Source organism: Paraliomyxa miuraensis, assembly GCF_026337845.1.
GTDB lineage: Bacteria > Myxococcota_A > Polyangia > Nannocystales > Nannocystaceae > Paraliomyxa > Paraliomyxa miuraensis.
This window is the reverse complement of sequence record NZ_JAOVZF010000124.1, coordinates 21,300-48,074: the sequence shown is the minus strand read 5'-3', so window position 1 is coordinate 48,074 and position 26,775 is coordinate 21,300. Positions and strand designations below refer to the sequence as shown.

At 71.0% G+C, this 26,775-nt stretch carries 23 protein-coding genes; 11 read left to right on the top strand and 12 right to left on the bottom strand.

Going from position 1 to position 26,775, the window contains the following annotated elements; all coding sequences use genetic code 11:
• Positions 1–77: 77 nt before the first annotated feature.
• The 3 genes from OEB96_RS02055 to OEB96_RS02045 are packed head-to-tail and all read right to left on the bottom strand — an operon-like array spanning position 78 to position 2,654.
• The gene (locus tag OEB96_RS02055) at positions 78–806 is read right to left on the bottom strand and encodes a hypothetical protein (protein ID WP_266213706.1); all 729 of its coding nucleotides are present in this window, start codon (positions 804–806) and stop codon (positions 78–80) included.
• 16 nt (positions 807–822) lie between these two features.
• A complete protein-coding gene (locus tag OEB96_RS02050) occupies positions 823–1,440 on the bottom strand; it encodes an RNA polymerase sigma factor (protein ID WP_266213705.1) in 618 nt (205 codons plus the stop codon).
• Between the two features lie 50 nt (positions 1,441–1,490).
• Complete coding sequence (locus tag OEB96_RS02045) at positions 1,491–2,654, bottom strand: hypothetical protein (protein ID WP_266213704.1); 1,164 nt, start codon at positions 2,652–2,654, stop codon at positions 1,491–1,493.
• 118 nt (positions 2,655–2,772) lie between these two features.
• Between OEB96_RS02045 and OEB96_RS02040 the strand changes: the two genes are divergently transcribed.
• From OEB96_RS02040 to OEB96_RS02030, 3 genes are read left to right on the top strand one after another with little or no spacing between them, the layout of a single operon-like run.
• Positions 2,773–4,383: a DUF1549 domain-containing protein gene (locus OEB96_RS02040; RefSeq protein WP_266213703.1), complete on the top strand. Its 1,611-nt coding sequence runs from the start codon at positions 2,773–2,775 to the stop codon at positions 4,381–4,383.
• A 9-nt stretch (positions 4,384–4,392) separates the two neighbouring features.
• Entirely contained in the window at positions 4,393–5,667 is a 1,275-nt protein-coding gene (locus OEB96_RS02035; RefSeq protein WP_266213702.1) for a DUF1501 domain-containing protein, read from the top strand.
• 50 nt (positions 5,668–5,717) lie between these two features.
• On the top strand, positions 5,718–6,209 hold the full coding sequence (locus tag OEB96_RS02030; RefSeq protein ID WP_266213701.1) for a hypothetical protein: 492 nt from the start codon (positions 5,718–5,720) through the stop codon (positions 6,207–6,209).
• A gap of 24 nt (positions 6,210–6,233) precedes the next feature.
• Here the strand turns inward: OEB96_RS02030 and OEB96_RS02025 are convergent, their stop codons facing one another.
• Entirely contained in the window at positions 6,234–6,995 is a 762-nt protein-coding gene (locus OEB96_RS02025; protein WP_266213700.1) for a hypothetical protein, read from the bottom strand.
• A gap of 201 nt (positions 6,996–7,196) precedes the next feature.
• Here OEB96_RS02025 and OEB96_RS02020 point away from each other — a divergent pair, with 201 nt between their 5' ends.
• The 3 genes from OEB96_RS02020 to OEB96_RS02010 all read left to right on the top strand — a co-directional run bounded on the left by OEB96_RS02020 (position 7,197) and on the right by OEB96_RS02010 (position 12,111).
• The gene (locus OEB96_RS02020) at positions 7,197–7,970 is read left to right on the top strand and encodes a class I SAM-dependent methyltransferase (RefSeq protein WP_266213699.1); all 774 of its coding nucleotides are present in this window, start codon (positions 7,197–7,199) and stop codon (positions 7,968–7,970) included.
• Between the two features lie 101 nt (positions 7,971–8,071).
• Complete coding sequence (locus OEB96_RS02015; protein WP_266213698.1) at positions 8,072–10,024, top strand: prenyltransferase/squalene oxidase repeat-containing protein; 1,953 nt, start codon at positions 8,072–8,074, stop codon at positions 10,022–10,024.
• A 509-nt stretch (positions 10,025–10,533) separates the two neighbouring features.
• Positions 10,534–12,111, top strand: coding sequence for a hypothetical protein (locus tag OEB96_RS02010; RefSeq protein ID WP_266213697.1), 1,578 nt, complete (start codon positions 10,534–10,536; stop codon positions 12,109–12,111).
• A gap of 65 nt (positions 12,112–12,176) precedes the next feature.
• On the opposite strand, the gene OEB96_RS02005 is transcribed toward OEB96_RS02010, so the two are convergent.
• Complete coding sequence (locus OEB96_RS02005) at positions 12,177–13,010, bottom strand: hypothetical protein (RefSeq protein WP_266213696.1); 834 nt, start codon at positions 13,008–13,010, stop codon at positions 12,177–12,179.
• Positions 13,011–13,195: 185 nt separating this feature from the next.
• Between OEB96_RS02005 and OEB96_RS02000 the strand changes: the two genes are divergently transcribed.
• Positions 13,196–14,602: a hypothetical protein gene (locus OEB96_RS02000; protein WP_266213695.1), complete on the top strand. Its 1,407-nt coding sequence runs from the start codon at positions 13,196–13,198 to the stop codon at positions 14,600–14,602.
• Between the two features lie 57 nt (positions 14,603–14,659).
• Here the strand turns inward: OEB96_RS02000 and OEB96_RS01995 are convergent, their stop codons facing one another.
• On the bottom strand, positions 14,660–15,484 hold the full coding sequence (locus OEB96_RS01995) for a HugZ family pyridoxamine 5'-phosphate oxidase (RefSeq protein WP_266213694.1): 825 nt from the start codon (positions 15,482–15,484) through the stop codon (positions 14,660–14,662).
• 238 nt (positions 15,485–15,722) lie between these two features.
• Here OEB96_RS01995 and OEB96_RS01990 point away from each other — a divergent pair, with 238 nt between their 5' ends.
• The 4 genes from OEB96_RS01990 (at position 15,723) to OEB96_RS01975 (ending at position 20,264) form a co-directional block, all read left to right on the top strand.
• Entirely contained in the window at positions 15,723–16,571 is an 849-nt protein-coding gene (locus OEB96_RS01990; RefSeq protein WP_266213693.1) for a hypothetical protein, read from the top strand.
• Positions 16,572–16,619: 48 nt separating this feature from the next.
• The gene (locus OEB96_RS01985; RefSeq protein WP_266213692.1) at positions 16,620–18,296 is read left to right on the top strand and encodes a DUF262 domain-containing protein; all 1,677 of its coding nucleotides are present in this window, start codon (positions 16,620–16,622) and stop codon (positions 18,294–18,296) included.
• Entirely contained in the window at positions 18,293–19,519 is a 1,227-nt protein-coding gene (locus tag OEB96_RS01980) for a type II toxin-antitoxin system HipA family toxin (protein WP_266213691.1), read from the top strand. The genes OEB96_RS01985 and OEB96_RS01980 overlap by 4 nt, the downstream gene beginning before the upstream one ends.
• Positions 19,520–19,949: 430 nt before the next feature.
• Positions 19,950–20,264 carry a hypothetical protein gene (locus OEB96_RS01975; protein WP_266213690.1) on the top strand — a complete coding sequence of 105 codons (315 nt, stop codon included), beginning with the start codon at positions 19,950–19,952 and terminating at the stop codon, positions 20,262–20,264.
• Positions 20,265–20,266: 2 nt separating this feature from the next.
• On the opposite strand, the gene OEB96_RS01970 is transcribed toward OEB96_RS01975, so the two are convergent.
• The 6 genes from OEB96_RS01970 to OEB96_RS01945 all read right to left on the bottom strand — a co-directional run bounded on the left by OEB96_RS01970 (position 20,267) and on the right by OEB96_RS01945 (position 26,661).
• On the bottom strand, positions 20,267–21,544 hold the full coding sequence (locus tag OEB96_RS01970; protein WP_266213689.1) for a hemolysin family protein: 1,278 nt from the start codon (positions 21,542–21,544) through the stop codon (positions 20,267–20,269).
• A complete protein-coding gene (locus OEB96_RS01965) occupies positions 21,541–22,815 on the bottom strand; it encodes a M20/M25/M40 family metallo-hydrolase (protein ID WP_266213688.1) in 1,275 nt (424 codons plus the stop codon). Before OEB96_RS01965 ends, OEB96_RS01970 begins: the two co-directional genes overlap by 4 nt.
• A 149-nt stretch (positions 22,816–22,964) precedes the next feature.
• Entirely contained in the window at positions 22,965–23,825 is an 861-nt protein-coding gene (gene argB / locus OEB96_RS01960; RefSeq protein ID WP_266213687.1) for an acetylglutamate kinase, read from the bottom strand.
• On the bottom strand, positions 23,822–24,898 hold the full coding sequence (gene argC / locus OEB96_RS01955) for an N-acetyl-gamma-glutamyl-phosphate reductase (protein ID WP_266213686.1): 1,077 nt from the start codon (positions 24,896–24,898) through the stop codon (positions 23,822–23,824). Before argC ends, argB begins: the two co-directional genes overlap by 4 nt.
• Positions 24,899–25,557: 659 nt before the next feature.
• Positions 25,558–26,490: a hypothetical protein gene (locus tag OEB96_RS01950; protein ID WP_266213685.1), complete on the bottom strand. Its 933-nt coding sequence runs from the start codon at positions 26,488–26,490 to the stop codon at positions 25,558–25,560.
• Positions 26,491–26,502: 12 nt separating this feature from the next.
• Positions 26,503–26,661 (bottom strand): hypothetical protein, encoded by a 159-nt coding sequence (locus tag OEB96_RS01945; RefSeq protein ID WP_266213684.1) that lies wholly within the window; start codon positions 26,659–26,661, stop codon positions 26,503–26,505.
• Positions 26,662–26,775 lie beyond the last annotated feature (114 nt).

The following is a 26,775-nucleotide window of genomic DNA, read 5'->3' as shown; positions in this document are numbered from 1 at the left end:
CGCTCTTCCCGGCACGCGCCCGATCCGTGCCCGCGAGGCCGCGCCTTGGGATGGCTCGGCGATCGAGCGCGCGCCCGTCACTGCCGACAGCTCTGCCGCACGCGCACGGCATGGGCCGAGCGGGGAAAGTCGCGCAGGAACGCCGCGATCTCGGCCCGCCCCTGCGGACCCTTGCCCGCGGCACACAGCGCCTCGATGCGCAGCACCAGGCGGTCCTCGAGCATCTGCCCCGCGGGAAACGCCTTGGCGTGGGCCTCGAGCAGCTCGAGCGCGCGCTCGGGGTGCTGCTCGCGAAGCGCCTCGCGAGCCCGACGGATCATGGCCAGCTCGAGCTGCAGCTCGTCGACGGCCTCGGTCGACGACGGCGCCATCGATGGACGCGCGGACGCTCGGCTCGGCTCGGGCGAGGCGACGCGACGCCGCGGCTCGACCGTGGGATCGCCCTCCTCGGCCCTCGGAGGCTCGCCCGGATGACCGGCGACCGAAGCCTCGGACACCGCCGCCGGCTCACCCGGCTGCACCGCCGCCGGCTCGACCGGCACGGCTCCGTGGGGCGCCGCCGTGGGCTCCCCCTGCACGCTGCGGCTGGCCCTCCACCCGGGGACCAGCGAGAGCGCCGCGATCACGGCCGCCGCCACCGCCATCGAGACCATCGCAGACACCACCCACATCGGGGACGAAGGCGCGGCCGCGGGCTCCACGGGCGGACCGAGGGCCCCCTGGTCGAGCGAGGACTCGATGCGGGACCACAGCGCCCGTTGGTCCTCGGGGGCCTGCGCCTTGGCGTTGCGATAAGCGCGGAGCATCGCCCGCGCGTGGGGATCAAGCCGAGACATCGTCGTCCTTCTCCCCCTCGGCATCGCGCTCGAGCTGCTCGAGGTAGTCCGCAAAGGCTCGTCGCGCCGATCGCAAGCGGGCATGGGCGGTGTTGACGTTGATCCCCAGCGAGCGCGCCACCTCGACCGCGGGCATGCCCTCGATGTCCACGAGCGCGAACACCAGGCGCTTGCCGGGGGCCAGGCGCGCGAGGAAGTGCTCGATGTGCGTGATCACCCGGCGCCGAGCCACCTCCTCGTCGGGACCGGGCTGGCGCGCGGGCGAAGGCACGACCCGCAGCCGCCGCTGGTGCCGGGCCGTGGCGCGTCGGTGATGCATCGCCACCCGCTTGGTGATCCCGAACAACCAGCTGCGCAGGCTCCCTCGCGCCTCGTCGAAGTCGGGCAGCCGCCGGTGCGCGATGATGAACACGTCATGGGCCACGTCGCCCTGGTGGGCCTCGGGAACCCCCAGGTGGGCCGCGCAGCGCAGCACGAAGTCGGCATGGGCACGGTAGACCTCGGCCAGCTCGCGGCGCCAGGGATCGGGCTCGGCGTCGGAACCGGCGTCGGGATCGGCATCGGAACCGGCCGCACCCGAGCCGCACTGGTCGATGGAGGCCACCGACCCCCCTTTCCCGGCGCGGCCGCGATCCGTGATCCGACGCCAAACACTCACGGCCATCGCAGCTCGATCCCCCCCAGGCCCTCCCCGCGCACCGGTCCCAGCCGGTGCACGACCCCCAGGCCCGTGATCGAGAAGTCCTGGCGCATCAGCGGCACCCCGACCGCCCCCCGCAGGGTGAGCGCGAGCCACGGGCGCACCGGCCACGCCAGGCCGGCGGCCGCCACCGGGGCCAGCCAGGGCTGGCGCGTCGTTCGAGGCGAGAGCAGTCCCACGCCACGCCCGATCGTCTGGCCCGCCTCGAGGCCGAGGCACAGCATCGGCTCCACCGCGATCGTGGCCGGACGCAGCACCCCGCAGCCGCGCACGCCCACCGCCCACTGCGAGAATGCACCCCCCGCCCGAGGGTCGACCTCGGACGCGCGCCGCGTCGCGAAGCGATGGGCCCCCGCGAGCTCGGCCCGGAAGTGGCGACGCTGGGCGCCGATCGTCGCCGCCAACCCGCCGCCGGGCCCGGGCAGCGCACCGCCGTCGATCGAGCCCGCCACCCCCACCAGGGCCTGCCACGACGGCAATGCCGGCTCCGTCGGGCGATCGGCCGCCACGATCGGCCCGAGCGCGACCGGCTCGAGCGAGTCCGCCTCGTGCGTCTCGGGTGGCGGCACCGACTCGGGCCCCGGTGGCGGCGGCGCTGGCTCGGCCGCCGGTTCGGCCGGCGGTTCGGCTGGCAGCTCGGCTGGCGGTTCGGATGGCAGCTCGGAAGGCGACGGCGGCAGGCCCTCGAAGCGATCGAGCGCGGTCGGGTCGACCGCGAGCACGATCGCCAGCGCGGCCGCCTGGGTGACCGTACGACAGCTCAAGGCACGGAACGTGCGCGAGCCCGACCGCCCCGGGCCCGCCTCGAAGGTGGTGACGATGCGCCAGTCCTCGCCCGCGGCGTCCGCGTGCGCCTCCACCTCTGCCTCCACGAGGATCGCGTCACCCGCAGGGGCGCCCTCCAGCAAGCGGCGCATCGCATCGCCCAGCGAGGACGCCGGGCAGTCCTCGGGTCCGGTCCACCGAAGCTCGACCCGGGGAGGCTCGCTCGCGGCTCCTGCCACCGATTCCTCCACCGCGACGGGCTCGGACGCCCTGGCGGGCTCGGCCGCCCCGGCCGCGGTGGTCAGCCATGCGCCCGCGAGGATGCCCAGGCTCCACCATGACGGTGCGCGCACGGGCCCATAACTCCAGTTCCTCACCTGGCTTACAGGGACCGCTCGTCCCTGCGCATCACCGTAAAGACTTGGTGAAGCCGGCAGCGCCCGTCTTCGACCACGGGCACCATGGTCTGCGGTGTCGGCGGCACGAACCACTCGGATCGGCGCGCTCGCGTTGCTCGCGATGGCTTGCTCGGGCACCGAGCGTCCCAGCGAGCCTCCATCACCGACCCCCACCCCGCTCGCCGTACGGGCACCCGCGGCCGACCCCTTGACCGCCGTGATCGCCGAGCACTGGCGCACCGCCGGGGTGGAGCCGGTGGGCGAGGTCGACGATCCGGGGTTCCTGCGGCGGGCGAGCCTCGACCTCGTCGGCCGGATCCCCACGCTCGAGGAGCTCGACCGCTTCGCCGCCGACCCCCGCCCCGATCGCCGCGCGGTGGTGGTCGATGCCCTGCTGGCCAGCGACGAATTCGCGGCTCACTGGAGCGAGCTGCTCACCGACACCCTGCTCGAAGGCACGAGCGATCGCCCACGCCTGCGCCAGGCGCTGCAGGACTGGCTACGCGACCAGCTACGTGCTCGAGCGGGCTGGGACGAGATCGTGACCGACCTCGTCACCGCCCAGGGGAGCGAGGACGCCGGCGCGGCGGCGTTCCTCGCCGCGCACGGGCGCGGCAACCAGGTCGAGGCGCTCACGGGACAGACCGCACGGGCGTTCCTCGGTCTGCAGCTCCAGTGCGCCCAGTGCCACGACGACCCCGACGGCCGCTTCACGCAGCCGGAGTTCTACGGGCTCGCGGCCTACTACGCGCGCACCAAGGTGCGGCTGGAGAACGTCGACGGCGCCCGTGTACCGAAGATCGTGGACCGCCGCCGCGGCGAGATGCACCTGCCCACCGAGCACGACGCCCCCGGCGATCGCAGCGGTCCCCGCGTGGCCCCCGGCTTTCCCGGGCTCCATGCCACGCCGCGCGAGGACGAGACGCGACGCGACGCGCTGGCACGAGGGCTCGTGACCTCGGCGCTGCTGCCCCGGGCCGCGGTCAACCACGCCTGGGCTCGGCTGTTCGGCCGTGGGATCGTCGAGCCCTGGGACGACCTCGGCGCGCCCGTGGGCACCGAGCACCCGCCGCTGCTCACCTGGCTCGCCGACGACTTCGTCGCCCACGATCACGACCTGCGCCACCTCGTGCGTCGCATCGTCCTCAGCCCGGCCTACCAGCGTCGCGCCGAGGGACCCGAGCCGGGGGGGCCGGACGCGAAGGCCCGCCAGCAGGCGTTCGCCCAGGCCGCCGTCCGCCCGCTGCCCGCCTCGCCGCTGCTGCGCAGCCTCCTCGTGGCCACCGGGCTCGACGACGTCCACGGCCGCGCCTTCGCCAAGGGGGTGGATCGGCGTCGCCAGCAGCTGCGCCGCGACTACGCGCAGGCGTTCGACGACGACGAGGGCGCCGCCATCGACGACTTCGGCGGCAACGTGCCGCAGGCGCTGCTGCTGCTGAACGGCGAGCTCACCAACCAGGCCGTGGGTGCCTCGGCGGGCGCGCTGCAGCTGCTGCTGCGCACCGAGCCGGATCCCTCGGTGCGGATCGATGCGCTCGCGCGGCGGATCTACGGCCGCCCCGCCTCGCCCGCGCAGCAGCGTGCGCTCCGCTCGTTCCTCGACGAGCGCGGCCACGACCGAGCCGCCTACGAGGACGCCATGCACGCCATGCTGCTCAGCAGCGAGTTCCTCACCAACCACTGACGCTCCGCCATGCCCATCACGCGACGCGACGCGATCCGACTCGGCCTGCACCTGGGGCTGCCCCTGGCGCTCGGCACCCTGGCCTCCATGCGGGTCCCCGGCAGCGCCCGCGGTGCCGCCTCATCCCGCGAGCCGCCGGCGCCTCGCTCGGGCCGAGCCACCGCATGCATCCTGCTGTTCATGCACGGCGGGGCCAGCCAGCTCGACACCTTCGACCCCAAGCCCGGTCGTCCCACCGCCGGGGGCATCACCGCGATCCCCACCGCGATCCCCGGCGTACGCGTCAGCGAGCACCTGCCCGGCATCGCCCGGCGCCTCGATCGCGTGGCCCTCGTTCGCTCGCTCACCGCCCGCGAGGGCAACCATGACCGGGCCCGCCATCTCATGCACACCGGCCAGCCCCCCCAGGGGGGTGCCCAGCACCCGGCCTTCGGCGCGTGGGTGGCCGATGCCCTGCCGTCCGCGTCGTTGCCCGGCTACGTGGTCATCGGCGCTCCGGGTCAGGGGCCGGGTCTGCTCGGCGCCTCGCGAGCGCCGTTCGTCGTGCCCGATCCCCTACGTCCGGTGCGCAACCTCGAGCCCACGCGGGCGGTGGCCCACGAGCGTCGCTCCGATCGCGCGGCGCTGTGGCGCGCGTTGCAGGCCGACTTCCAGCACGCGCACCCGTCCTCGTCCGCGGGCGACCACCGGGCCGTCGTCGAGCAGGCGCTGCACATGATGGAGTCCTCGGCCACCGAGGCGTTCGAGCTCTCGCGCGAGCCCGCCTCCATGCGCGAGCGCTACGGCGACTCGCGCTTCGGCCAGGGCTGCCTGATGGCGCGACGCCTGGTGCAGGCCGGGGTCCCGTTCGTCGAGGTGGGCCTGCGCGGCTGGGACACCCACGAGGACAACTACGATCGGGTGCGCCGCCTGTGCGGCCCCCTCGACACCGCGCTGTCGGCCCTGCTCGACGATCTCGGCGCCAGCGGGCTGCTCGACCAGACGCTCGTGGCATGGATGGGTGACTTCGGTCGAACCCCGCGGATCAACGCCCGGGGCGGTCGCGATCACTACCCGGCCGTCAGCAACGCACTGTTGGCCGGCGGCGGGATCGAGGGGGGGCAGGTGATCGGTGCCACCGACGAGGACGGCCACGCGATCGTCGAGCATCCGGTCACGGTACCCGACCTCATGTGCACCATGGCCACCGCGCTGGGGATGGATCCCACCAAGACCCGCATGAGCGGCAGCGGGCGGCCGATCTCGATGGTCGACGGCGGCTCGGTGATCGACGGGCTGCTGTGATTGCCCCCGGGGCGAGCATCCGCTCCACGAATGGCGGTAGTCTGACCGCCATGCACCAGGCCCCCTCGCGCGCATGGATGATGGTGTGGCTGCCCGCGCTGCCGCTGCTGCTCGGCTGTGCCGAGCGCAAGGCGAGCACCGCCGGCCCCGACTCGCCGACCCAGGGCGGTACCGCGTCGTCGACCTCGTCCTCGTCGTCGCCCCAGTGCCCCAGCGGCGGGCCCTCGGTCTCGGTCAACGTGCGCGGCTACTCCGGCGGCCCCGAGCTGCCGCGCGAGACGCTGGCCACCACGCTGAGCTGGATCGGAAGCTTCGCCCAGCCGTGCCTCGAGGCCTCGCCCGAGGCGCCCCAGTTCAAGCTGGCGATCACGATCCCCGAGGCCGGCCAGGCGCCCACCTTCGAGCTGGTGGATCGCGACTCGCTGCCCGGCCTCGCGGCTTGCCTCGACGAGCACTTCGCCAGCGCCGCCGCCCCGCCCCCCGAGCCGATGCTGGTGGAGATCACCATCCCCTGGGGCTGCCCCACGCTCGGCCCGGCCTAGTCTTGGCGGCAGGCTCGCCCTTCCTCAGGGGATCGCGTACCCGCCCCCCACCGGAGGCAATCCCGGGATCTCCGTCAGCTCGGGCAGCGCCCGCAGCAGCGTGACGATCACGAACACCAGCGTGGGCTGCAACGCCACCAGCCACCCGCGCAGCATGCCCATCTGGTGGGTCTTGGCCAGCGCCATCCCGAGCAGCACCCAGTGCACCAGCGCCAGCGCGCCCAGCACCCCGAAGTACACGATCCCCGGCATGTAGCCGAGGTAGAGCGGGATGTCGACCAGCCCCACCACGGCCAGCACGGGCGCCAGCACGTAGCCGCACGCGCGCATGCTCGCGCCGATCGATCGCGAGGCGCCCCCGGTCAACGCCACCCATACGTGCGCCACCAGGCCCTCGTTGAAGTAGAGCAACGGCAGCCCCACCGGGACCATCAAGAGGATCCACAGCGAGAGCACCCGGGCGAGCGACGGATCGACCATCACGTGGATCGCCCGCACCGGCACCCCGGTGCCCTCCATCGCCGTCACGTGCCGCACGGCCAGCAGCACCACCAGCAGCAGCCAGGCCGGCAGCCGCACCGTGGCCAACAGGCGCATCACCCGGCCGTGGGCGATCGGCTCGGGGCACACCCGAAAGCTGCGCACGGGATGGCGCACGACCGACAGCAGCGTGCGAGCGCAGCGGCTCCACCAGCGGCCCGCCTGCGGGTCCTCCAGCGGGATCGGACGCGGTCGCTTCGACGTCCGTTGCGGAGTCCGTTGCGGATGGGGGGCAGCGCGGGTCACGGAGGGCCGAAGCATAGCCTCGTACGGCGTCAACGTCCCCCGCCCGACCTCCACCGCGGGCCCAAGTCCCCGAAAACCGCCCCATCGCGAGCAACGGGGCCGTGGTGCGCCACCACGCCCCTGTGATCCGCTCCGCAGTGCGGATCCTCGTTCCCCGTCCTGCCCTTCACACCCGGCCCCCACCCGTGACACCCTGGCCGCATGTCGTCGTCGCCCCGCCCGCCCCCCGGACGACGCGCACGCGCGTGGGCCCTGCCCTGGCACGTCCGGGATCTCGTGTCCCGCCTGGCCTCCGCGGGCCGCATCGCGCCCGTCGCTCCCGTCGCCCTGGCCCTGGCCCTCCCGCTCCTGTCCGGGTGCCCCCCCCGTGGCAGCTCCGGACCGCCGCAGCACTACGACGACCCCAAGGCGATGATCGCCGTGTTCGAAAGCTCGGACCGCGACGTCTGGCAGCTGCCCGATCGAGTCGTGCGTGCCCTGCCGCTCTCCAGCAAGCACTCCACCGTGGCCGACATCGGCGCGGGCTCGGGGTACTTCACCCGCCGCCTCGCCGCCGCGGTCCCCGAGGGTCGCGTGTTCGCGGTCGACGTGGACGGCGAGTTCGAGGACTACCTGCTCGAGCATCGCGAGGCCTGGGGCACCCCCAACATCCAGCCCCACCTCGCGATCTACGACGATCCCATGCTCCCCGCCGGCGAGATCGATCTGGTCTTCGCCGCCAACACCTATGCGTTCATCCGTGATCGCGTGGGCTACTTCGCCAAGGTCCGTACCGCCCTCACGGCCAACGGACGCCTCGCGGTCCTCGACTTCCGCCCCGACGCCACGCCGCCCGGCAACATCGCGCCCGCACCCGAGCATCGGGTGTCCCGCGACGCGGCCCTGGCCGAGCTGCAGCAGGCGGGCTTCTCGCTCGAGCGCGAGGAAACCTTCCTTCCGCACCAATGGTTCCTCATCCTCGCGCCCAAGCCCTAGCGACCGACCTCGCCGCGCCCTCCCTCGCTCGACTCGACGATCCGGCTCCGTCGGCCGGGGCGACGCTCCGCGCGAGGGCCCTTCGCGGCTACGCGCGCGCGGTGGACTACCTCGGCACCCGCCAGCACGCCGATGGCCGCGTGGCCGGCGAGGTGGTGTGGAACTCCATGCTGGCGAGCCAGTACGTGATGCTGTGCCACATGCTCGGGCGCCCCATCGAGCCCGGGCGCGCCCGCCGGATCCGCCGCGCGCTCGAGGTCCAGCGCCGCGACGACGGCGGCTTTGGCATGCACCCCCAAAGCCCGTCCTACCTGTTCCACACCGTGCTCGCCTACGTGGCGCTGCGCCTGCTCGGTCACCCGCCCGGCGATCCCATGGTCGCGGGCGCGATGGCCTTCATCCGCGAGCGCGGGGGCGCATACGAGGTGCCCACCTGGGGGCGGGCGTGGCTGGCCATGCTGGGCCTCTACCCCTGGGAGAGCATGCAGCCGATCCTCCCCGAGCTGTGGCTCTTGCCCGACCGCACCCCGCTGCACCCGTGGCGCCTCTACTGCCACATGCGGCTCATCTACCTCGGGATGTCGTTCCTCTACGGCAAGCGCTTCGTGTGTCGCAGCGACGCGAAGCTCGACGCGATTCGCCACGAGCTCTACCCCGAGGGCTACGATCCCGCTCGCTTCGCCCGCTGCCGCGACACGATCAGCGAGGGCGACCTCTACGAGCCCCTCAGCCGCGGATTGCAGGCGGTGTTCTCCCTCATGCGCGCGGCCGAGCGCCTGGTGCCCTCGCGCCTGCGCCAGCGGGCCCTCGACGTCGCGCTCGATCACATCCTCTACGAGTTTCGCAGCACCGACCACGTGTGCCTGTCGCCCGTCAACGGCATGCTGTTCTGCCTGAGCCTGCACGCCACCGATCCCGATCACCCCGAGCTGTCGGCGGCCCTGCGCGGACTCGAGTACTGGGTGTGGGAAGACGAGGAGGAGGGCCTGCGGATCGCGGGCGCCCGCAGCGACATCTGGGACACCTCGTTCATGGTGCAGGCGCTGTGCGAGGGGCCGGCCCTGCCGCGCGCGGTCGAGCTCGTGCGCCGTGCCTGCCGCTGGCTGCCCACCGCCCAGATCCAGCAGGAGCTGCTCGGGGGCGCCCGGCACTACCGCGAGCCGGCCCATGGCGGCTGGGGCTTTGCCAACGAGCGGCACCCCTGGCCGGTCAGCGACTGCACGGCCGAGGCCCTCGAGGCGCTGATGCGAGCCGAGCACCGCGGCTTTGGTGACGAGGCCGGACGGCTGCAGCTCGGGCGCAAGCTCGCCGCCATCGAGTTCGTGCTGCGGCGCCAGAACGAAGACGGCGGCTTTGGCAGCTACGAGCCCCGGCGGGGGCCCATGGTCCTGCGGAACTACAACCCCGCCGAGATCTACGGCAACTGCATGCTCGAGTACTCCTACACCGAGTGCACGGGCAGCTGCGTGCGGGGGCTGGCCGTGGCCGAGCGCGCGCTGGGCGAGTCGTTGCCCGAGGGTCTGCCCGAGGAGCTGCGCGGTCGGGTGCGCCAGGCGATCGAGCGAGGCACCGCGGCGCTGCTGCGCGCCGAGCAGCCCCAGGGGGGCTGGCCGGGCTTTTGGGGCATCGACGTCACCTACGGCACCTTCTTCGCCGCCGCGGGCCTGCGCGCGGCGGGGCTGTCGGCCATGCATCCCGCGCTCGTTCGCGCTGGGCGATGGCTGGTGGCCGCGCAGCGCGACGACGGCGGCTGGGGCGAGGACTACACCGGGCTCATGACCGGCACCCCCACCCCGCTGCCCGAGGACGAGCCCAGCACCGTCACGCAGACCGCCTGGGCGCTGCTCACCCTGCTCGAGGTCGCGCCCCACGAGCGCGAGGCGATCGATCGCGGGGTGGCGTTCTTGCTCGAGCGGCAGGAACAGCACGGCGGCTGGCCGCAGGAGCGAGCGACCGGCGTGTTCTTCAACACCGCCGTGCTCGACTATCGGCTCTATCGCCAGGTGTTTCCCGCGTGGGCGCTGGCGCGGTACCTCGGGCCGACCGAGGCGTGAGCGAGGACCGACCGAGAGCGAGTCCCGTGGCCGCCCAGTGGCCGCCCAGTGGCCGCCCAGTGGCCGCCCAGTGGCCGCCTGCGGCCCAATCGATCCATTCCGATGCTCCATTCTGATGATTCATCCTGACTCGCTCCCTCGGATGACCTCATCGTTCCCGTAATTCCACCGGGAACCCGGTTCGAGGACGAACGTACGTTTTTCATTGAACTCACCGGCCGAGTCATCTACCAATGATGATTCGCATGATGGACACGAGGATCGTATCCCTCACCCTTCTCGCCACTGCCTCGCTGGGAGCCATCGTCGGGTCCACATCGGCCGTAGCGGGTGGGAACAGTGTTGCATGCGAGAACTCGCCGGACGAGGTGGACCTCCTCGTGTGTGGCCAGGGTCCGAGCGGTCCGAACGGTCCGAATGGTGGGAACTCGTCGTCCCCGCATGCCGTCTCGAGCATCCAGGACCTCGCATGCGACGCGGCGGCGGATCTGATGGACTTCATCGCCTGCGTGAAGTCTGCGGCTCCCGCCGCCACCACCGAGCTCTACACGTTCCCCGGCGTGACGGAGTCGCTGGAGTTCGGCTTCGTCGTCGAGCAGATGATGAGCGACATGGACGATGGATCGTTCGATTGCGACGCCACCATCCCGGCCGGCCTCGACGAGCACTATCGCGTGTCGACGCTCGCGTCGAACGGGCGCGTCTTCTGCGTCTTGCACGAATTCCTCGATGCCGACGTCGACGGCTACGCCGACCTCGGCTGGGGTACGTTCCTGTACGCGCCCGACGCGGTCAACGAGATCGATCTCCAAGCGCCGCACGTTCGCGTCGATCTCTACACGGAGACCGAGGTCGTCGATCTATTCGAACGAACGCGCTCGCGCTCGGCCTTGATCGCGGGCTCGCATCGCTACGCCAACTCGGCGCCGAGCATCTGCCAGGGCCACATCACCGGCTCCGACGGCGATCCGTACTACGAGGCCGACGCGGCCCACAACATCGACACCTTCTACGCCGCAGGCAAGGCGATCGCCGCCCACTACGGGGTCGAGGAGGTCGACGGAGTCTCCGACTTCTCCAGCGTCCATCCGGGCTTCTACGCGCTGCAGTTCCATGCCATGGGGGTCTCGACCTGCGGCAGCGACCACGTGTTCATGAGCAACGGCGACGGAAGCCCGGTGCTCACCAACGACGGCGCCGCGCAGCTCGCCATCGCCTTGCAGCAAGCCCACTCCAACTGGTCCGTGACCTACCGCGGCGACGGGGTCACCACCTGCAACCGCTACGGCAGCCACAATACGCTCTCGCGGTACTACAACGGGGTCACCGACAATGGCGACAACGACATCGCCAACCCGATCTGCAGCCACGATGGCAACCACCCGGCCGTGTCCGCACGGTTCATCCACATCGAACAAAAGCGCTGCATCTCGGGCACGGGCTGCCACTACGGCGACCCCGACAGCATCCGCACCGCGGCCTACTGGGTCTCGGCCGTCTCCGAGACGTTCGACGCACCGACCTGCACCAACGGGATCCACGACGGGGACGAAGGAGACGTGGACTGCGGAGGCTCCTGCCCTCTGCCGTGCGGCCCCTCCTGCTTCGACGGCATCGCCAACGGCGACGAGGAGGGCATCGACTGCGGCGGCTCCTGCCCCGACGCCTGCCCCACCTGCTTCGACGGCATCGCCAACGGCGACGAGGAGGGCATCGACTGCGGCGGCTCCTGCTCCACCGCCTGCCCCACCTGCGTCGACGGCATCGCCAACGGCGACGAGGAGGGCATCCACTGCGGCGGCTCCTGCCCCGACGCCTGCCCCACCTGCGTCGATGGCATCGCCAACGGCGACGAGGAGGGCATCGACTGCGGCGGCTCCTGCCCCGATGCCTGCCCCACCTGCTTCGACGGCATCGCCAACGGCGACGAGGAGGGCATCGACTGCGGCGGCTCCTGCCCCGATGCCTGCGGCGGCGGTGCCTGCCTGCTGCCCGACGAAGGCCTGGGCTGCACTGCCTCCACGCCGTGCTGCAGCGGCACCGGGAACTGCTCGCGTGGCAAGCCGTCCAACCGCGTGTGCCTGTGAGTTCCGGGCCGAGCCGTCGCCTCGCGGGAGTGCGCGCTCGGGCCGAGCCCGGCGGCTCGATCCGCTCAGTCGATCGCGAAGCAGTACAGCCGCCCCGCGCCCCCCGTCGATTGCAGGTCGCCGGCGCGGCAGCCCCCCACCGTGTGGGCCGAGTTCCACGACGGACTGAACATCGGGTTGCCGGGGATGTCGGAGTGCCCCACCCGGGCCTGGTCGCCGCCGCCGCTGGAGGTCCAGTCGTCGCAGGTGGCATCGGGGAAGTAGGTCCCGTCCTCCTCGGATCCCGTCAGGATGTCGTGCTCGTTGCCCGGCACCTCGTCGCCGTTCTCGTCGAGGACGTGCTGGGGATCGCCGTTGGACAGCCCGTTGGTGTGCAGCGCCTCGACGTCGGTCGCGACCATGTCGCCGGCGGCGTTGTACCAGGGGCCGTCGCCGATCCGGTCGCGGGCGTCCACCGTGCTGGTGCTCAGGTAGGCGTGCCAGGTCCGCGCCCCCTCGCCGACTGCATCGGCCAAGGCCTGGCAGGTGGCGTCGGCCCCCTCGAGCCCGCCCAGGTCTCCGCCAGCGTCACCGCTGCCCACGCTGGTCGCGAAGAACGAGAGGCCGTCGGGATCGATGCCGACGGTCGTGGACCCGTCGCCGGTGGTGGGCTCGGCCGTGGTGGAGCCGGAGTCGGCCGAGTCGTTGGTCGTGCTCGAGCCCGCGGTGCTCGAGCCCGCGCTGGTCTCGTCGGACGTGGTGGTCCCCGGCGCCGTGGTGCTGCCGGTGGACGTGGCGCTCGAGCCCGTACTCGACCCCTCCGCGCCGGTCGTACCGCCGTCGTCGCCGCAGGCGAGCGTCAGGGTCAGGGTGAGGTTCAGGGTGAGCAGGCGCGGAGCAATCCAAGGTCGTTCGATCATCGTGCTGCCTCGTTGGGCGAGCACGCTATCAGATCGGCCGGCCGAGCGCGTCGTCGGCTCCGTCCATCGCGCCCCAGGCTCCGTCGAATCTCGCGATCGTAGCGACCCCTCGTGCGTCCGCGGGGATCCCCGCCCCGGGGTCCCCCGCTTGGGGCGTGGTCGGACCTCCGCTACCGTGCAACTCGATGAAACGCTCGGTGGTCGTGTCGCTGTGCCTGGTCGCGTGCCGCGACGACGTGGTGGATCCCGCCGATGTGTACTTCGAGCCGCAGTGCGATGGACAGGGACCCGTGGAGTTGCTGCGGCTCGAGGACGACGAGCAGGTCGTCTTCACCAGGCCCGTGATCGACGGTGGGGATCTCCACGTGATCGTCAGCAGCATCGATGACGTGCAGGGCCCTACGACGACCGGACGACACGGCTTGGTGATCGATCGCTGTGGTGACCGAAGCACCGTGCTGCCCACCGAGCCCAGCTACGTGGGGCGCTGGGGCGATGCCCTCGTCGCGTGCGTGGACTGGGACCTCGTCCGACTCGCGGGTTACGACGACCCCTCGCCCACCGTTTTGGCCCGACGAGGCTGCGGCGCGCGGAGGATGGGCGATCAGTGGGTCACCTTCCACGTCGAGACCGAGGCCACCGTGGGCCGGCTCATGGCGCTCGACGTCGTGGGCTCCGATGTCGAGGTGCGCACGCTCGTCGACGACGTCCTCATCGATCACCTCGCGAACGGGGTCTTTCCCAGGGCACTCGAGGATCGGGTGTTCGTGCAGACCGCCGACCTCGCGGTCCGCAGCGTGGAGCCCACCACGGGCACCGTCACGCTGGAGCTCGAGGAGGCCGGATCGTGGAGCGCCTCGAGCGACGCCATGGTGTACCGGGGCCCCGTGCTCGATCCCGATGCGCTCGCACCACTGGTGCTCCACGACCGACGAACGGGGGCCGAGCAGACGCTGGATCTCGGGCTGCCTGCCTCGTGGTGGTTCGGGTTGTGGGGCGGTGATCTGCTCGCCACTTCGTCGTTGGGCCCTTCGGCCGTGCAACGGTGGTTTCGGCTGGACCCCGTACGGGAGCTCGTCGCCCCCGAGGGCATGCGCATCGAGGTGGTGCGCAACGACGGGCTCGTGTGGCTTGGCCAGCTCGATGAGAGCAACGGCTCGTACACGTGGTCGCGTTGGTACGAAGGCGAGACGCCGCAGCCGGTGTGGAGCTGCTGGAATTGCTTCCTCTATCCACATCCAGACGACGACTCCGTGCACGTGCTCGTGCAGACGCCATATGATGGTGGATTCGAGCTATGGCGGCTCGACGACGCCGGAGGTCCGGCACGGCAGCTCGCCGACCGCGTGAACCACGACTACTTCGTGCTCGACGACGGCCGCGTGCTCACGACCCAGGTCGGCACGAGCATCGAGTACGGACCGCTGTTGCTGTTCGACGGCACGGGAGGCCCCGCGGTGACGCTCGCCCCCCGCGTGCACCGAAGCGCCAGCCTCTTGACCCAGCTACACGACGCTCCCGACGAGATCATCTACGAGGCCATGCCCGAGAACGGTGTGCATGCGCTGTACCGCGCTCGGCTCGCGCCGTAGGCCAGGGGGAGCCGGTGATCGTGGCAGGCCACGTGGGGATGCACCGTGTCCAGCGCGCTACCGCGGCGTACGCCCGAGCTGCTCGCGGGCGCGTTGGACGAGCGCCACCATTTGGGCTCGCACGGCACCGGCGTCGGCGACGGGCTCGGTGAACGCGATGCGGACCGGGCGAGGGCCCTGCGGCGTGACCACCGACATCTCGAAGCCATAGCGGTCCACGCCGGTCATCGTCACCTCGTCCACCGCGCCGGCACGGCTGAACGCCTCGCAGTAGAGCCGCATGGCATCGCGGTGATCCTCGTTCATGTGCGAGAGGATCCGCGCCGCGGACCCGATGAGCGGGTCGGGCTCGGCCGCGTACCAGCCCTCGGCGTCCACCCACGACATGCGGCCGAAGCCACCGATGTAGCGGACGCCCGTGACCTGCACGCGCCAGAAGTGGAAGTCCTCGAAGTCGGCGTAGTACCCGGCCTCGGGGTGACGCTGCAGGAACGCCTCGCGGGTGGCGGCCTCGCGCTCGCCCGCGGCCCTCGCCACGGTGCCCACGAGCGTCACGCGACCGAGCGCGAGCGGGTTGTCGGGCCCGGCCTCCACCGCCAGCAGCGAGCAGCGCGGCGAGGCATGCAGGTTGCGGGTGTGCTCGGCCATCTCGCTGATGAGGAGCACCGGCGAGCCATCGTGCAGGGCGAACAGCACCAGCGACCCGTAGGGATGACCGTCGAGTTCGGCCGCCGCGGTCGACAGCGCTCCGCTGCCCACGCCCGCCACCAGCGTGCGCGCCCGCTCGGGGTGCGAGGGGGTTGGAATCTCGAGATCGTAGAGCGGCTCTTGTCGCGACCGGGCCGACCCGCCGCGCTCGCCGTGCCTTCGGGGTGCGCTCATGGGAGGCCGAGGGTACCTCGGTTCGCCCTGCCTCGACCCGAGCACCGGCCGCGGCTGCCGCTCGATGGCACGGAAGGCCCCGCGGGGATCGATCCATGGGCTCGCGCCCAGCGGCCGGGACATCGACACCGCGGCCGACGCCGACCACACGAAAACGGAGCACGCCGAGATGCCACGTGCCAACCATGGTGCAGGCTCGTGTGGCGAGAAATGAGCAGTGGCAGCTCGACGGATGAGGATGTCGCGGTGGGCCGGGGTCGCCGTGTGCTGCGGCATGGCCTGTGCCCCCCCGCAGGACGAGGCCCCACCCATCGTCTGGAGCGGCGAGCATCTCGACATTGCGCCGCAGGACGACGCCGCCGAGGTGTGCGCCGGTACGCTGCCCTACATGGATCGATACATGGGTCTTGCTGGTGCAGCGCTCGACGTCGAGGTTCCACGTACGCTCTACGTGCTCGGCTCGGAGGAAGAACCGAACCCGTGCAACGCCATTGCTTGCCAGCTCGGTGACACGATCTACACGAGTCAAGCCCCGCACGAGCACGAGCTGATCCACGCGGCACGGCAATCCGAGCCATCCGCCCATCGATTCTTCGAGGAGGGCGAGGCCGTGGCATTCGGGGGCGATGCGAAGCGGGCCTTCAACGACCCGACCACATGGGGGTCCATCCGCGACGGGCTCGAGTCATGTGCCGGCGGCGTGCCGCTCGCGGACCGCTGGTACCCGCGAGCGGGGCACCTCCATGCCCATCTGCGCCGCCGCCACGGAGCACACGCCACCGACGAGTTGATGCGAACGGTGCCACGCAACGCAACCCAGGACGAGGTCTTCGGCTACGTCGCAATCGACATCCCCACGGATGGCGACTACCTCATTCAAGCGGCCCCCACGGGGGACGCCCACGGCATGATCGAGATCAAGGAGTGCGCGCTCGGATGTTCGTCGCGCTTCGTCGCCTTGCCCTACCGTGAGCTCGACTTCGAGGTCTGGCTGCCCGCCGGCCGCTACTCCCTCCGATTCTCGCGCGATGCCGATGGGGACGATCCTTCTCCCATGGCCGTCACGATCGCAGGCGATTGCCCATGACTGGGCGCGAAAGCCAACCTCCGCCCCGGAGCTGATATCATGCCCACGATGTCAGGGTCGGACGCGAACCACGGGCAGGCTCCGCCGCCCCGGATGCAGAAAGCGGCAAGCGCCGGCTCGATGGCGGTCGAGGATGTCATCAAGCTCGCAGCCGAAGGTCGCTTGCGCATGCCGGCCTTTCAGCGCGCATTCAGGTGGGAGCCAAAGGACCGGCGAGACCTGCTCGACAGCATCTACCGCGGCTACCCGGTCGGCACCTTGCTCCTGTGGAAGAACCCACCACCCTCCACGGAGACGGGGCGACCGCTCGGCGTGATGGACGTCGCCAATCCGCAGGGAGACCGATACCTCGTCATCGACGGGCAGCAGCGGCTGACGACCCTCTGGGAGGGGCTCGGGCGCGCACCTGTGCCAGGTGAGACGGCGCTCGTGTTCGACATCGAGCACGAGGAAGTCGTCAGCCGCCCGCTCACGCCCGACGAAATCGAGGGTCGGCCGCCGCCGCGTGGGGAGCGGGACGACGGAGGCCTTCCGCAGGTGCCGCTGCATCTGGTGCTCGATGCAGCGGTGCTGTCCGCGTGGGTCCCGTCGTGGATGTCGCTCGCGGACAAGCGCCGCTACTTCGAGCTCGGCAAGCGCATTCGAGAGCACGAGCTGGGCCTCTATGTCGTCGAGCACGCCGACATCGACGCGCTCCGGCACGTATTCGACCGCATCAACTCGACGGGCAAGCCCATGCGCCGCGACGAGGTGTTCGATGCGCTGATCGGGTCGCAGATCGCCCAGGATGGCAACACTGCCCTCGCGCTCGTCAACGCGAAGCTCGCCGATCTCGGGTTTGGGCCGATCGAGCCGACCACGATCCTCGAGGCCTTCGAAGCGATCCGGGGCGACGAGGTCGGCAAGCTCGACCCGCGGACGCTCGATGTCGCCGACGCCGAGGCCGACCTCATCCGCACCGCCAGCGCCCTACGTGCCACCGTGATCTTCCTACGCACCACCGCCCACGTTCCCCACGTGGCGGTTCGCCCCTACGAGCTGCCCATCGTCATATTGGCACGCTTCTTCGCGCTCCACGACCACCCCAGCAACCGGAGCCTGATCCTGCTGCGCCGCTGGCTGTGGCGCGGCTCATTCGGCGAGCGCCTCGGTGGCGCGTCGGGCTCGATGCAGCAGCATGTGGACGATGTGACAGAGGACGAGGCCGAGTCCGTGCAGGCGCTGCTTCGACGTACGGGCTCACCCGAGGGCCTCTCACTCGACGACGCTCAGTGGGGCGGGACCATCGCGGCCAGCATGGCGAGCGCCCGCGGGAAGGCCATGATCTGTGCGCTCCTCGCTCAGCGTCCGCGGAGCCTCGTGACCGGGGAGCTCCTGGACGCGAGCGTCCTGTTCCGTGACCGAGTGACCGAAGCCCTGCGACCGATCGTGCGCGGCTCCACCAGCGGAGTCCATTCCAAGCCCGGAGCCATCAACAAGCTGCTGCACCCGTCGGGGTCCGCCGCGAAGTCCCTCATCCTCGAGTGCACCGACGATGCCGCGCTGTTCTCTCACGGGATCGATGACGATGCACGCAAGGCGCTTCGCCGGGGCGATGTCGAGACATTCTTCGAGCGCCGCGGTGAGTCGCTCCGGCGCTCGACCGAGGCCTTCTTCGCCCGTCACATGGAGCTCGAGCGAGACGACGCTCCTTCGCTCGCTGCGCTCACGAGGCGTACCGCATGAGCGCTCGCGTGCTGTTGGGAGACGTCGTCGTCGGAGACCTTCGCCCGGACACCGCCGCTGGCCAGACGACTCTCGAGTTCGACGCATCGTACGCCACGTCCGCCTCGCGCCCCGTGCTCGGCCGATGGTTCGAAGACCAACTGATCGAGCCACCACGCAGGTTTCGTGGCACGCCGCTGCCCAACTACTTCCGAAACCTGCTCCCAGAGGGAGCGTTGCGCAAGATCGTCGAGCGGCGCCTCGGGACGTCGGAGATCCCCGAGTATACGATGCTCCTTCGGCTCGGGGAGAACCTCCCCGGCGCGGTGCGGGTCATCAGTGATGAGCTCGACCTTCACCCGCTCGAGGCCGGTGAGCGCCAGCGACGGGATGCGAAGGACCCGTTTCGCTTCGCACTCACGGGCGTGCAGCCCAAGCTGGCGCTGTCCGAGGTCGACGATCGACTGACGATGCCGGTCGAGGGCGCCAACGGACACTGGATCGCGAAGCTTGGCAGCCCTGCGTACCAATGCCTGGTGGACAACGAATTTGCGATGCTGGAATGGGCACAGCGGTGCGGACTCGACGTGCCCGAGCATCGCATCGTTCGTGCGTCCGAAATCGAGGACATCCCGGCGGACTTCGACGAGGACCAGGATGTCCTCCTCGTTCGTCGTTTCGACCGGGACGGTGACCGGCGGATCCACCAAGAGGACTTCGCTCAGGTCTTCGACATCCCGCCGGAGGAGCGGTACGCGTGGGAGGTCATCGAGCTCGAGTGGGTCCACTATGGGAGCATCGGGGCCGTCATCCATGCACTGTGTGGCGAGCACGATTTTCAACGATACATGCGGCGCCTCGCGTTCATGGTGCTCTCGGGCAACGCTGACGCGCACCTCAAGAACTGGTCGCTTCTCTATCCCGATGGCGTGAACCCACGGCTCGCGCCGGTCTATGACGTGGTCTCGACGGTCGTGTACCCGTCGATTTACACGTACTCTTCGCTGCGGTGGTTGGAGCCACTGCAACCCACGTTGGAGCCACCCATGCAGCTCGCCGACGTGACATTGGACAATCTGCTGGAGGTTGCATCCCTTGCGCCAGCCGACACCTCGCGGGTGATGGATGACCTCGAGGCATTCGTCCGCGACGCCCGGGATGCGTGGCCCGACATCGCAGCTGCTGCACCGCCGGTGGTGAGCAACCGCGTCACGAAGCACCTCGCCATGTCCTCACTCCGATAGGTCATGACTGGCGAAAGGCACCCCTCGCGCTCCACCCGGACGCTGGAGTGGCCCCACCCCGCGACCGCCCCCGATCCCGCGCGCGACCGTGCGCATGCACATGGTCGCTTGACACTCCCCGACCTTGCCCGTAGCTTGAGCGCCAAGGATCTCGAAGAGGAAGGTGCTGGGCCTCAGGTCGACGAACGACTCCGGACACTAGACGAACCCTCCCGCTGTCACGGCCGCCCTGGTCGTGCCAGGCCCGAGGCTCGTCTCGCCGCTTCGTCGAACGCCCAGCCCCCCACCGAGACCCTCGTCCATCCCACTGCGGGGTAGTAGGAGTAGCTCCCTACGCCGGGACGGCCTCCCGGAGACGTGAGTGCGATTCTCACCCCCGCTACCGTCCAGCCGAGCGTTCACGCGAGCGTTCGGACGAAGGGAGGTGCCCATGAGCTGGGCCACTTCACACATCGAGCGCCTGCGTGCCGGGTGCTCGGTCCAGTTCCGGCCCCACGGCAATTCCATGCGGGGTCGGATCGAGAGCGGGCAGCGGGTGACCGTGGTGCCCGAGCCCGATCGTGAGCCACAGGTGGGCGACGTCGTGCTGTGCCGCGTGCACGGCCGCGACTTCCTCCACCTCGTCAAGGCGATACGGAGCCACGGCCCGCACCGCCGCTGGCTCATCGGCAACAACCGCGGCGGCATCAACGGATGGATCCCCCGCCACGCCATCTACGGCCGCTGCGTGGCCGTGGAGGACTGAGCTCAGTCGTCCTCGTCCTCGAACTCGATCTGCTCCGCGCTCACGCGGATCACCCGTCGGTCGTTGGCCGCGAGCACCTTGTAGCGGATGCCCTCGTACACGAACACGGAGCCCGGCGTGGGCATCTGCCCCGCGAGCTGGGTGAGCAGGTCACCGATGCTGTCCACCCCTTCGAGCTCGTCGAACTCGACCTCGAACTTCTCTTCGATCCGCGTCAGGCTGGCCTGACCATCGAGGTGCAGCACCCCCGCGTGCTCCACCGCGGCCCCGGCCGGCGCATGGTCGCTCTCGTCGAAGATCTGACCCACGATCTGCTCGAGCACGTCCTCGAGGGTCACCACCCCCACCGTGCGCCCGCCGTCGTCGACCACGATCGCCATGTGCACCCGCTGCTCCCGAAATCGCTGGAGCAGATCCTGGATGAGCAGGCTCTCGCTCACGAACATCGGCGCCCGCATCAACCGCTTGATGTCGGCGCGCCCCGGGTGCCGAAGACCCACGAGCTGCTTGATGTGCAGCACGCCCTTGATGTGGTCGAGGTCGCCCTCGTAGACCGGCATGCGGCTGTGTCCCGATCCGTGGGCGCGCTCGATCACCCGCTGGATGTCCCAGTCCAGATCGATCGCGGTGACCCGATCGCGCGCCACCATGATGTCGCGAACGATCTTGTCCTCGAAGCGAAAGATCCCCCGCAGCAGCGCGGCCTGATCGGCCGGGATCGACCCCTCGCGCTGCCCCACCTTGACCAGGTAGTCGAGCTCGTCGGCCGTGACCTTGGGCGCGGACTCCTCGGGATCCACCCGCCGCAGCATCAGGTCGGTGAGCTTGGCCAGGGCCCAGGTGATGGGCGCAAGGATCCGATCGAGCACGTTCAGCGCCGCGAGCACCGGCAGGGCCATGCGCTGCGAGTAGAGCCGCCCCGCCGCCTTGGGCAGGATCTCGCCGAACACCAGCAGCAGCGCGGTGGTGAAGAACACCGCCACCGGCACCGCGTACTCGCCCCAGTTGCCGCCGCCGAGGTGCCGAATGGCCAGCGCCGTGGCCACCGAGCCCATCAGCGTGTTGGCCACGTTGTTGCCCACGAGGATCGTCGACAACACCCGCACCGGTCGCTCCACCCACGTGGCCACCGTCTTGGCGTGCCGCCCGCCCTCCTCGAGGATCTTGCGCGCCTGGTGGGGCCCGAGGCTGGTCAGCGCGGTCTCGCTGCTCGAGAAGAACATGCTGCCGCCCAGGCACAGCAGGATCGTCAAGATCCCCAGGGTGTCCGCGTCGCTCACGACGCACCTCCCTCACCACGCCCGAGCCCGCCCGCGCCCGCCGAGGGCTCGCGCGGCCCCGCGCTCCGGTCGGCCTCCTCGGCCAGCATGCACGCCAGCGCCTGCGTGCGTCGGCGCAGGCTCGACAGGCTGCTCCACTCCTGCGGGTTGTGGAAGAACGCCCCCGCGGGCCCGAGCCCGTCGATGCACGGCACCCCGTGGGCGGCCAGCAGGTTGGCATCGCTGCCCCCACCCTGCCGGGGCGCCTCGCCCACCCGCAGCCCCGCCGCGGCCGCGTGCGCCTCGTAGCGCAGCCGCAGCGCCTGCGTGCCCGGCCGCACCTCCATGGGCGGGCGGCTCACCCCTCCCCGCAGCTCCACCCGCGCCTGCCGCAGCCGCGCCGGGACCTCGACCCCCCGGGCCGTCTCCTCCGCGAACGGATCCGCCGCCAGCGCCTGCATCCGCGCCACCACCTCCTCGGCGTCGGCCACCGTCACGAAGCGCGAGTCGATCACGCAGCGCGCGAAGTCGGGCACCGTGTTCTTGGCGGTGCCGCCCGCGATGATGCCCACGTTGACCGTGATCCCGCGATCATGGTCGGTGATCGCCTCGGCCCCGATCACCAGCCGCGCCAGCACGGCGATCGCGTTGATCCCCTCCGCATGCTGGTTGCCCGCGTGCGCCGCCTTGCCGTGCACCACGAACTCGAACCGCGCGCTGCCGGCCCGAGAGGTCACGATGCGATCCTCGGCCCGCCCCGCCTCGGCGACCAGGGCCCCCGTGAGCCGGGGCGCCAGCGCGGCGAACAGGGGCGCGCTGCTCGGCGAGCCCACCTCCTCGTCGCTGACGCACACGAGCCGCAGCCGCAAGCGCGCGTAGAGCCCCGGGTCCACCGACCGCAGGGCCCGCAGCGCGAACAGCATCGACGTCAGCCCCGACTTCATGTCGAGCACGCCCGGCCCACGCACGACGTCACCCGTCTCCGGACCCTCGGGCCCGTCGTCGCGGGTCATCGTCAGGAACCCCATGCTCCGCGGGAACACGGTGTCCGCGTGCCCGACCAGCGCCAGGCTCGAGTCCTCGGGCCCGGTCGCCGGCGTGCGGTACACCCGATGATCGGCATGGACCCCCTCGGGATCGGCGAACCGCTCGATCTGCAGACCCAGCCCCTCCGCCTGCTCGTCGAGGATGCGAGCCACCGCCTCGACGTCCTCTCGCGCCTCGGTGTGGCTGGGCTGATCGACCAGGCGCCGCAGCAGCGGGACTTGAAGCGGCTCGAACGCCTCGCTCACCGCACGGTGGAGCGCCTCGTCCCGCGAGCGTGCGTGCGAAGCAGAAGGACTCGATGGAGGTTCGGCGTCTTCGTTCGAGGGCATGGCGACTGGGATCGGGTCGGGTCGGGTCGGGTCGGGTCGGTCGGGGGTCGGCTCGGGCTCGACGATCACGCGTCGTCGGGAAGCAAGGCCGTGCCCTGCGTCCCGGGTCGGCGCGCCGCCTGTTCCAGGCAGCCGGCGCGGGGTCCGATGATGTGCACGGCCCCGATGCCGTGCCGGAGGTTGTCGAGCGCTTCTTCGATCTTGGGAATCATACCGCCGACGACGGTCCCATCGGCGATCGCCTGACGAGCCTCGCTGGCGTGGAGCACGGGAATCCGGGTCGTGGGGTCGTCCTTGTCCCGCATCACCCCCCCGATTCCCGTCACCAGGAACAGGTGATCCACGCGCAGCGCCGCCGCCACGGCCGAAGCGACCGTATCGGCGTTGATGTTGTAGACCTGCCGGGTGGCTCGCTGGGGATCCGTCGAGCCGTCCAGGCCCAGACTGTTGAGGACCGGAACGTAGCCCCCCGCCCACAGGTGCAGCAGCACCGCCGGCCGGATCTCGTCGATGTCCCCCACGAACCCGAAATCGACCGGCGCGTCCCCTCCCCCGCTCACCCTGGCGGGAGGACGGCGATGGGCGGTGACCAGGCCGCAGCTGACCCCCGACAGGCCCACGGCCGGGAGCCCCGCGGCCACCGCAGCGGCCACGAGATCCACGCTCACCTCGCCCGCGAGCACCTGCTTCATGATCTGCAAGGTCGGCGGATCCGTGACCCGGCGACCGCCCACCTTGACGGTGGGCACGCCGAGCCGCTCCTGGAGCGCCCCCGCCTGGGGGCCGCCCCCGTGGCACAGCACGAAGCGCCAGCCGGCCTCGCACAGCGCCCGCACGTCGGCCAGCACGGCCCGCAGGGCCGACTCCTCGGCGACGACCTCGCCACCGAGCTTGAGCAGGGCCGTGGTGGTGGCCGTGGTGTTCATGGCCAAAGCGCCGGGGCGTCGATGCCCAGGGTCTCGGGCAGACCGAGCATGAGGTTCATGGACTGGACCGCCTGCCCCGCGCCGCCCTTGACCAGGTTGTCGAGCGCGCTGGTCACCACGAGCTGCCGCTGCCCCGCGACCACCTCGCCCACGGTCCACGACACATCGGCCCACATGCTGCCCTTGATCGCCACCACCTCGGCCTGGCGCTCGGTGCCCAGCAGGCGCACGAACGCGGCGCCCTCGTAGAACTCGCGGTAGAGCGAGTCCACCCGCGCCGCGTCGACCTCGGGCGGCAGCTGCACGAAGCTGTTGGCCAGGATCCCGCGCGGCAGCGGAGCCGACACCGGCACGAACTGCAGCGACACGCTCGCCTCGTGCCCCCCCCGCGCACACGCATCGCCAAGGGTCTGCTCGATCTCCGGCGTGTGCTGATGCTGCAGCGCCTTGTAGATCTTGAGGTTGTTGGCCCGCAGCGGGTGATGGGTCCCCGGCTGCGCATAGGCACCGCTGCCCGACGAGCCCGTGGCCGCCACCGTGTGGATCGGTCCCCGCAAGAGCCCCGCCGCCGCCAGCGGCAGCAGGCCCAGCGCGATCGTGGTGGCGAAGCAGCCCGGCGAGGCCACCCGGCGGGCCTTGGCGATCGCCTCGCGGTGCAGCTCGGGCAAGCCGTAGACGAACCCCCCGAGGTGCTCGGGGTGCGGGTGCGCGCCGCCGTAGAAGCGCGCGTAGGCGTCGCGATCGCGGAGGCGGAAGTCGCCCGAGAGATCGATGACCCGCGCCGAGACCTCGGCCAGCTCCGGCGCCAGCGTGGCGCTCACCTTGTGGGGCAGCGCCAGGAACACCACGTCGACCCCCTGCGCCGCCTCCCGTGGGGGGATGTTGCGGAAGCAAAGGCCCGTGCGATGCAGGTTCAGGTGCACCGCCTCGAGCGGCTCGTCCACGTGATCGATGCTGGTGACCCGCGACAGCTCGACCCCGGGATGGGCGAGCAGCAAGCGGCAGAGCTCCGCGCCGCCGTAGCCCGTGCCTCCTATGATCGCGATCCTTGGTTTGCTGCCCGGCTGTGGCACCTCGTCCCTCCTCCTTGGCCGGGCGTGTAGCACGACCCGGCACGCCCTTCACGGGGCCGCCCCGGCCCAGGCGCGGACCGCATCCGGTGCGTCGGTTCGAGCCCACGCACGACATTGGTGTCGTAGCGGCCCCGCGCGGGCCAGCGCCGACTCGGACATCCGCGTCATACCTGGGGCCAACGCCGCGCCCTCGGCCCGGTGGATGACATTTAGGCGCCAATGATTCCAACCGTTTGGCGATTCGATTGCCAAGTTGGCCCAGCACCTGCTTGGACGGGGGCATCCGCCGGGCCGAGCGACCCCGGATCAGCAAACGTCCATATCCTTACGTCGCTCACCCCTCCTTGGATTACCCCTTCGCTTGCTCTGACCTTGGCTTTGCCTGATCTCGCTTGGTCTACGAGCCCGCTGGCTCGACCCAGATCCTGGCTTCGCTTCTCCTACCTTAGTCCTTGAATTACGGTAGCTTGGCCTGTCAATGAACGTGCGCGCTCCATGGCGCGACTCGGTCGGTGCTGTAACAGAGAGATTTGACTGGGGGGGACCCGGAGGCGCTTGGTCAGCGACTCCGGGTCTTCGTTTTTGCGCCCGTGCAACCGGCGACACGCCCCGTGCCCAACGAGGGTCCGCGCAACGGCATGCGCACCGCGACGTGGCTGTCATGGCGTGGGCTCGTGCAGGTGATCGTCCGGCTCGATGACGCGCTCGCTGAGCCGCCAGACCGCATCCGGAGCGATCCGCCGCTCCAGCGCATCGAGCATGTCCTCGGCCGGCAGCTCGGGGGGCAGCAGCAATCGATGCCCATCGACCACGAAGTGCCCGCGTGGCGCGCAAGCGGGTCCAAGGGGCATGCCATGGTGGGCGGGCGCCCAGCCATCGGCCACCACCGCCTCGGGATCGAAGCGCAGGGGGCCTCCGCACCGGCCGCACCGCTGCTGACCGTGGGGTGACACGGCCACCGACGGCAGCGGATCCCGGCCGTGCTCGGCTCGGGACTGGCCCCACCATCGGGCATCGAACGAGAAGATCCCCGGCCCCGGGGCGGGCAGCAGCCCCTCGGACCCGAGCCAGCGCGCGCTCAGATAATAGGAAGGCGCCGCGCTCCCGTCGGCCCGCTCGCGCGCCTCCACGAACAAATCCGGCTGGTCGAAGTGGGGATCGAGCGACCACGAGCGAGCCAGCCGCGCTCGCACTCCGCCTCGCAGCCCCCACGCCCGGGTCCCCACCACCACCCGCGTGAGCCGGTCGGCGAACACCCACAGCACGTTGGAGAGCTTGTGCCAGGGATCGACCGCGATGTCGCTCACCTTGAGCTTGTCGCAGACCACCGCGCCGGCCCGCAGCCACACCGAGACCAGCTTGATCTCGATCCGGTCCTCCCAGTCGAGCTTGGCCTCGGCATCGTGGGACGCAAGGCCCAGGTGCCACTGCAGCGCGTTGCCGTGGCGCCCACGCGAGCGCCCCGGAGCCACCAGATCGGCCGCGGGCCCGAGCGGCAGGCCCACGGCCGCGGCCGCCAGCGCATCGAGGTGAGCGCAGCGCCGCGGCGGCGGATCGCGATCGGGCGGAGGATGACGGAGCGGCAGGCGCATCGAGAACGGCGCTCAGCTCTTCTTGTCGGTCTTCTTGTCGTCCTTGCCGCTGCCGTCCTTCTTGTCGGCCTTCTTGTCGTCATCCTTCTTCTGTCCGGGACGCTCGGCACAGCCGCTGGCGCACAGCGTTGCGATCCCGAGACCCAACAGGGCGAGGCGAAGCGTCTTCATGGTGCCCAGGGTACCAACCCTCGCCGGGCGGGCGAGCCGAAGACCTTGCACCGCGTCGCGAGCCCACCGAGGGGCCACCCGGGGCGAGCCGGGCGAACCGGGCGAGCCGGCCGA

Bases quoted from the DNA above. Each gene is read 5' to 3' on its own strand.
- OEB96_RS02055 (WP_266213706.1), bottom strand. From the start codon at position 806: ATGCTCCGCGCTTATCGCAACGCCAAGGCGCAGGCCCCCGAGGACCAA.
- OEB96_RS02035 (WP_266213702.1), top strand. From the start codon at position 4,393: ATGCCCATCACGCGACGCGACGCGATCCGACTCGGCCTGCACCTGGGG.
- OEB96_RS02030 (WP_266213701.1), top strand. From the start codon at position 5,718: ATGCACCAGGCCCCCTCGCGCGCATGGATGATGGTGTGGCTGCCCGCG.
- OEB96_RS02020 (WP_266213699.1), top strand. From the start codon at position 7,197: ATGTCGTCGTCGCCCCGCCCGCCCCCCGGACGACGCGCACGCGCGTGG.
- OEB96_RS02005 (WP_266213696.1), bottom strand. From the start codon at position 13,010: ATGATCGAACGACCTTGGATTGCTCCGCGCCTGCTCACCCTGAACCTC.
- OEB96_RS02000 (WP_266213695.1), top strand. From the start codon at position 13,196: ATGAAACGCTCGGTGGTCGTGTCGCTGTGCCTGGTCGCGTGCCGCGAC.
- OEB96_RS01995 (WP_266213694.1), bottom strand. From the start codon at position 15,484: ATGAGCGCACCCCGAAGGCACGGCGAGCGCGGCGGGTCGGCCCGGTCG.
- OEB96_RS01990 (WP_266213693.1), top strand. From the start codon at position 15,723: ATGTCGCGGTGGGCCGGGGTCGCCGTGTGCTGCGGCATGGCCTGTGCC.
- OEB96_RS01985 (WP_266213692.1), top strand. From the start codon at position 16,620: ATGTCAGGGTCGGACGCGAACCACGGGCAGGCTCCGCCGCCCCGGATG.
- OEB96_RS01980 (WP_266213691.1), top strand. From the start codon at position 18,293: ATGAGCGCTCGCGTGCTGTTGGGAGACGTCGTCGTCGGAGACCTTCGC.
- OEB96_RS01975 (WP_266213690.1), top strand. From the start codon at position 19,950: ATGAGCTGGGCCACTTCACACATCGAGCGCCTGCGTGCCGGGTGCTCG.
- argB (WP_266213687.1), bottom strand. From the start codon at position 23,825: ATGAACACCACGGCCACCACCACGGCCCTGCTCAAGCTCGGTGGCGAG.
- OEB96_RS01950 (WP_266213685.1), bottom strand. From the start codon at position 26,490: ATGCGCCTGCCGCTCCGTCATCCTCCGCCCGATCGCGATCCGCCGCCG.
- OEB96_RS01945 (WP_266213684.1), bottom strand. From the start codon at position 26,661: ATGAAGACGCTTCGCCTCGCCCTGTTGGGTCTCGGGATCGCAACGCTG.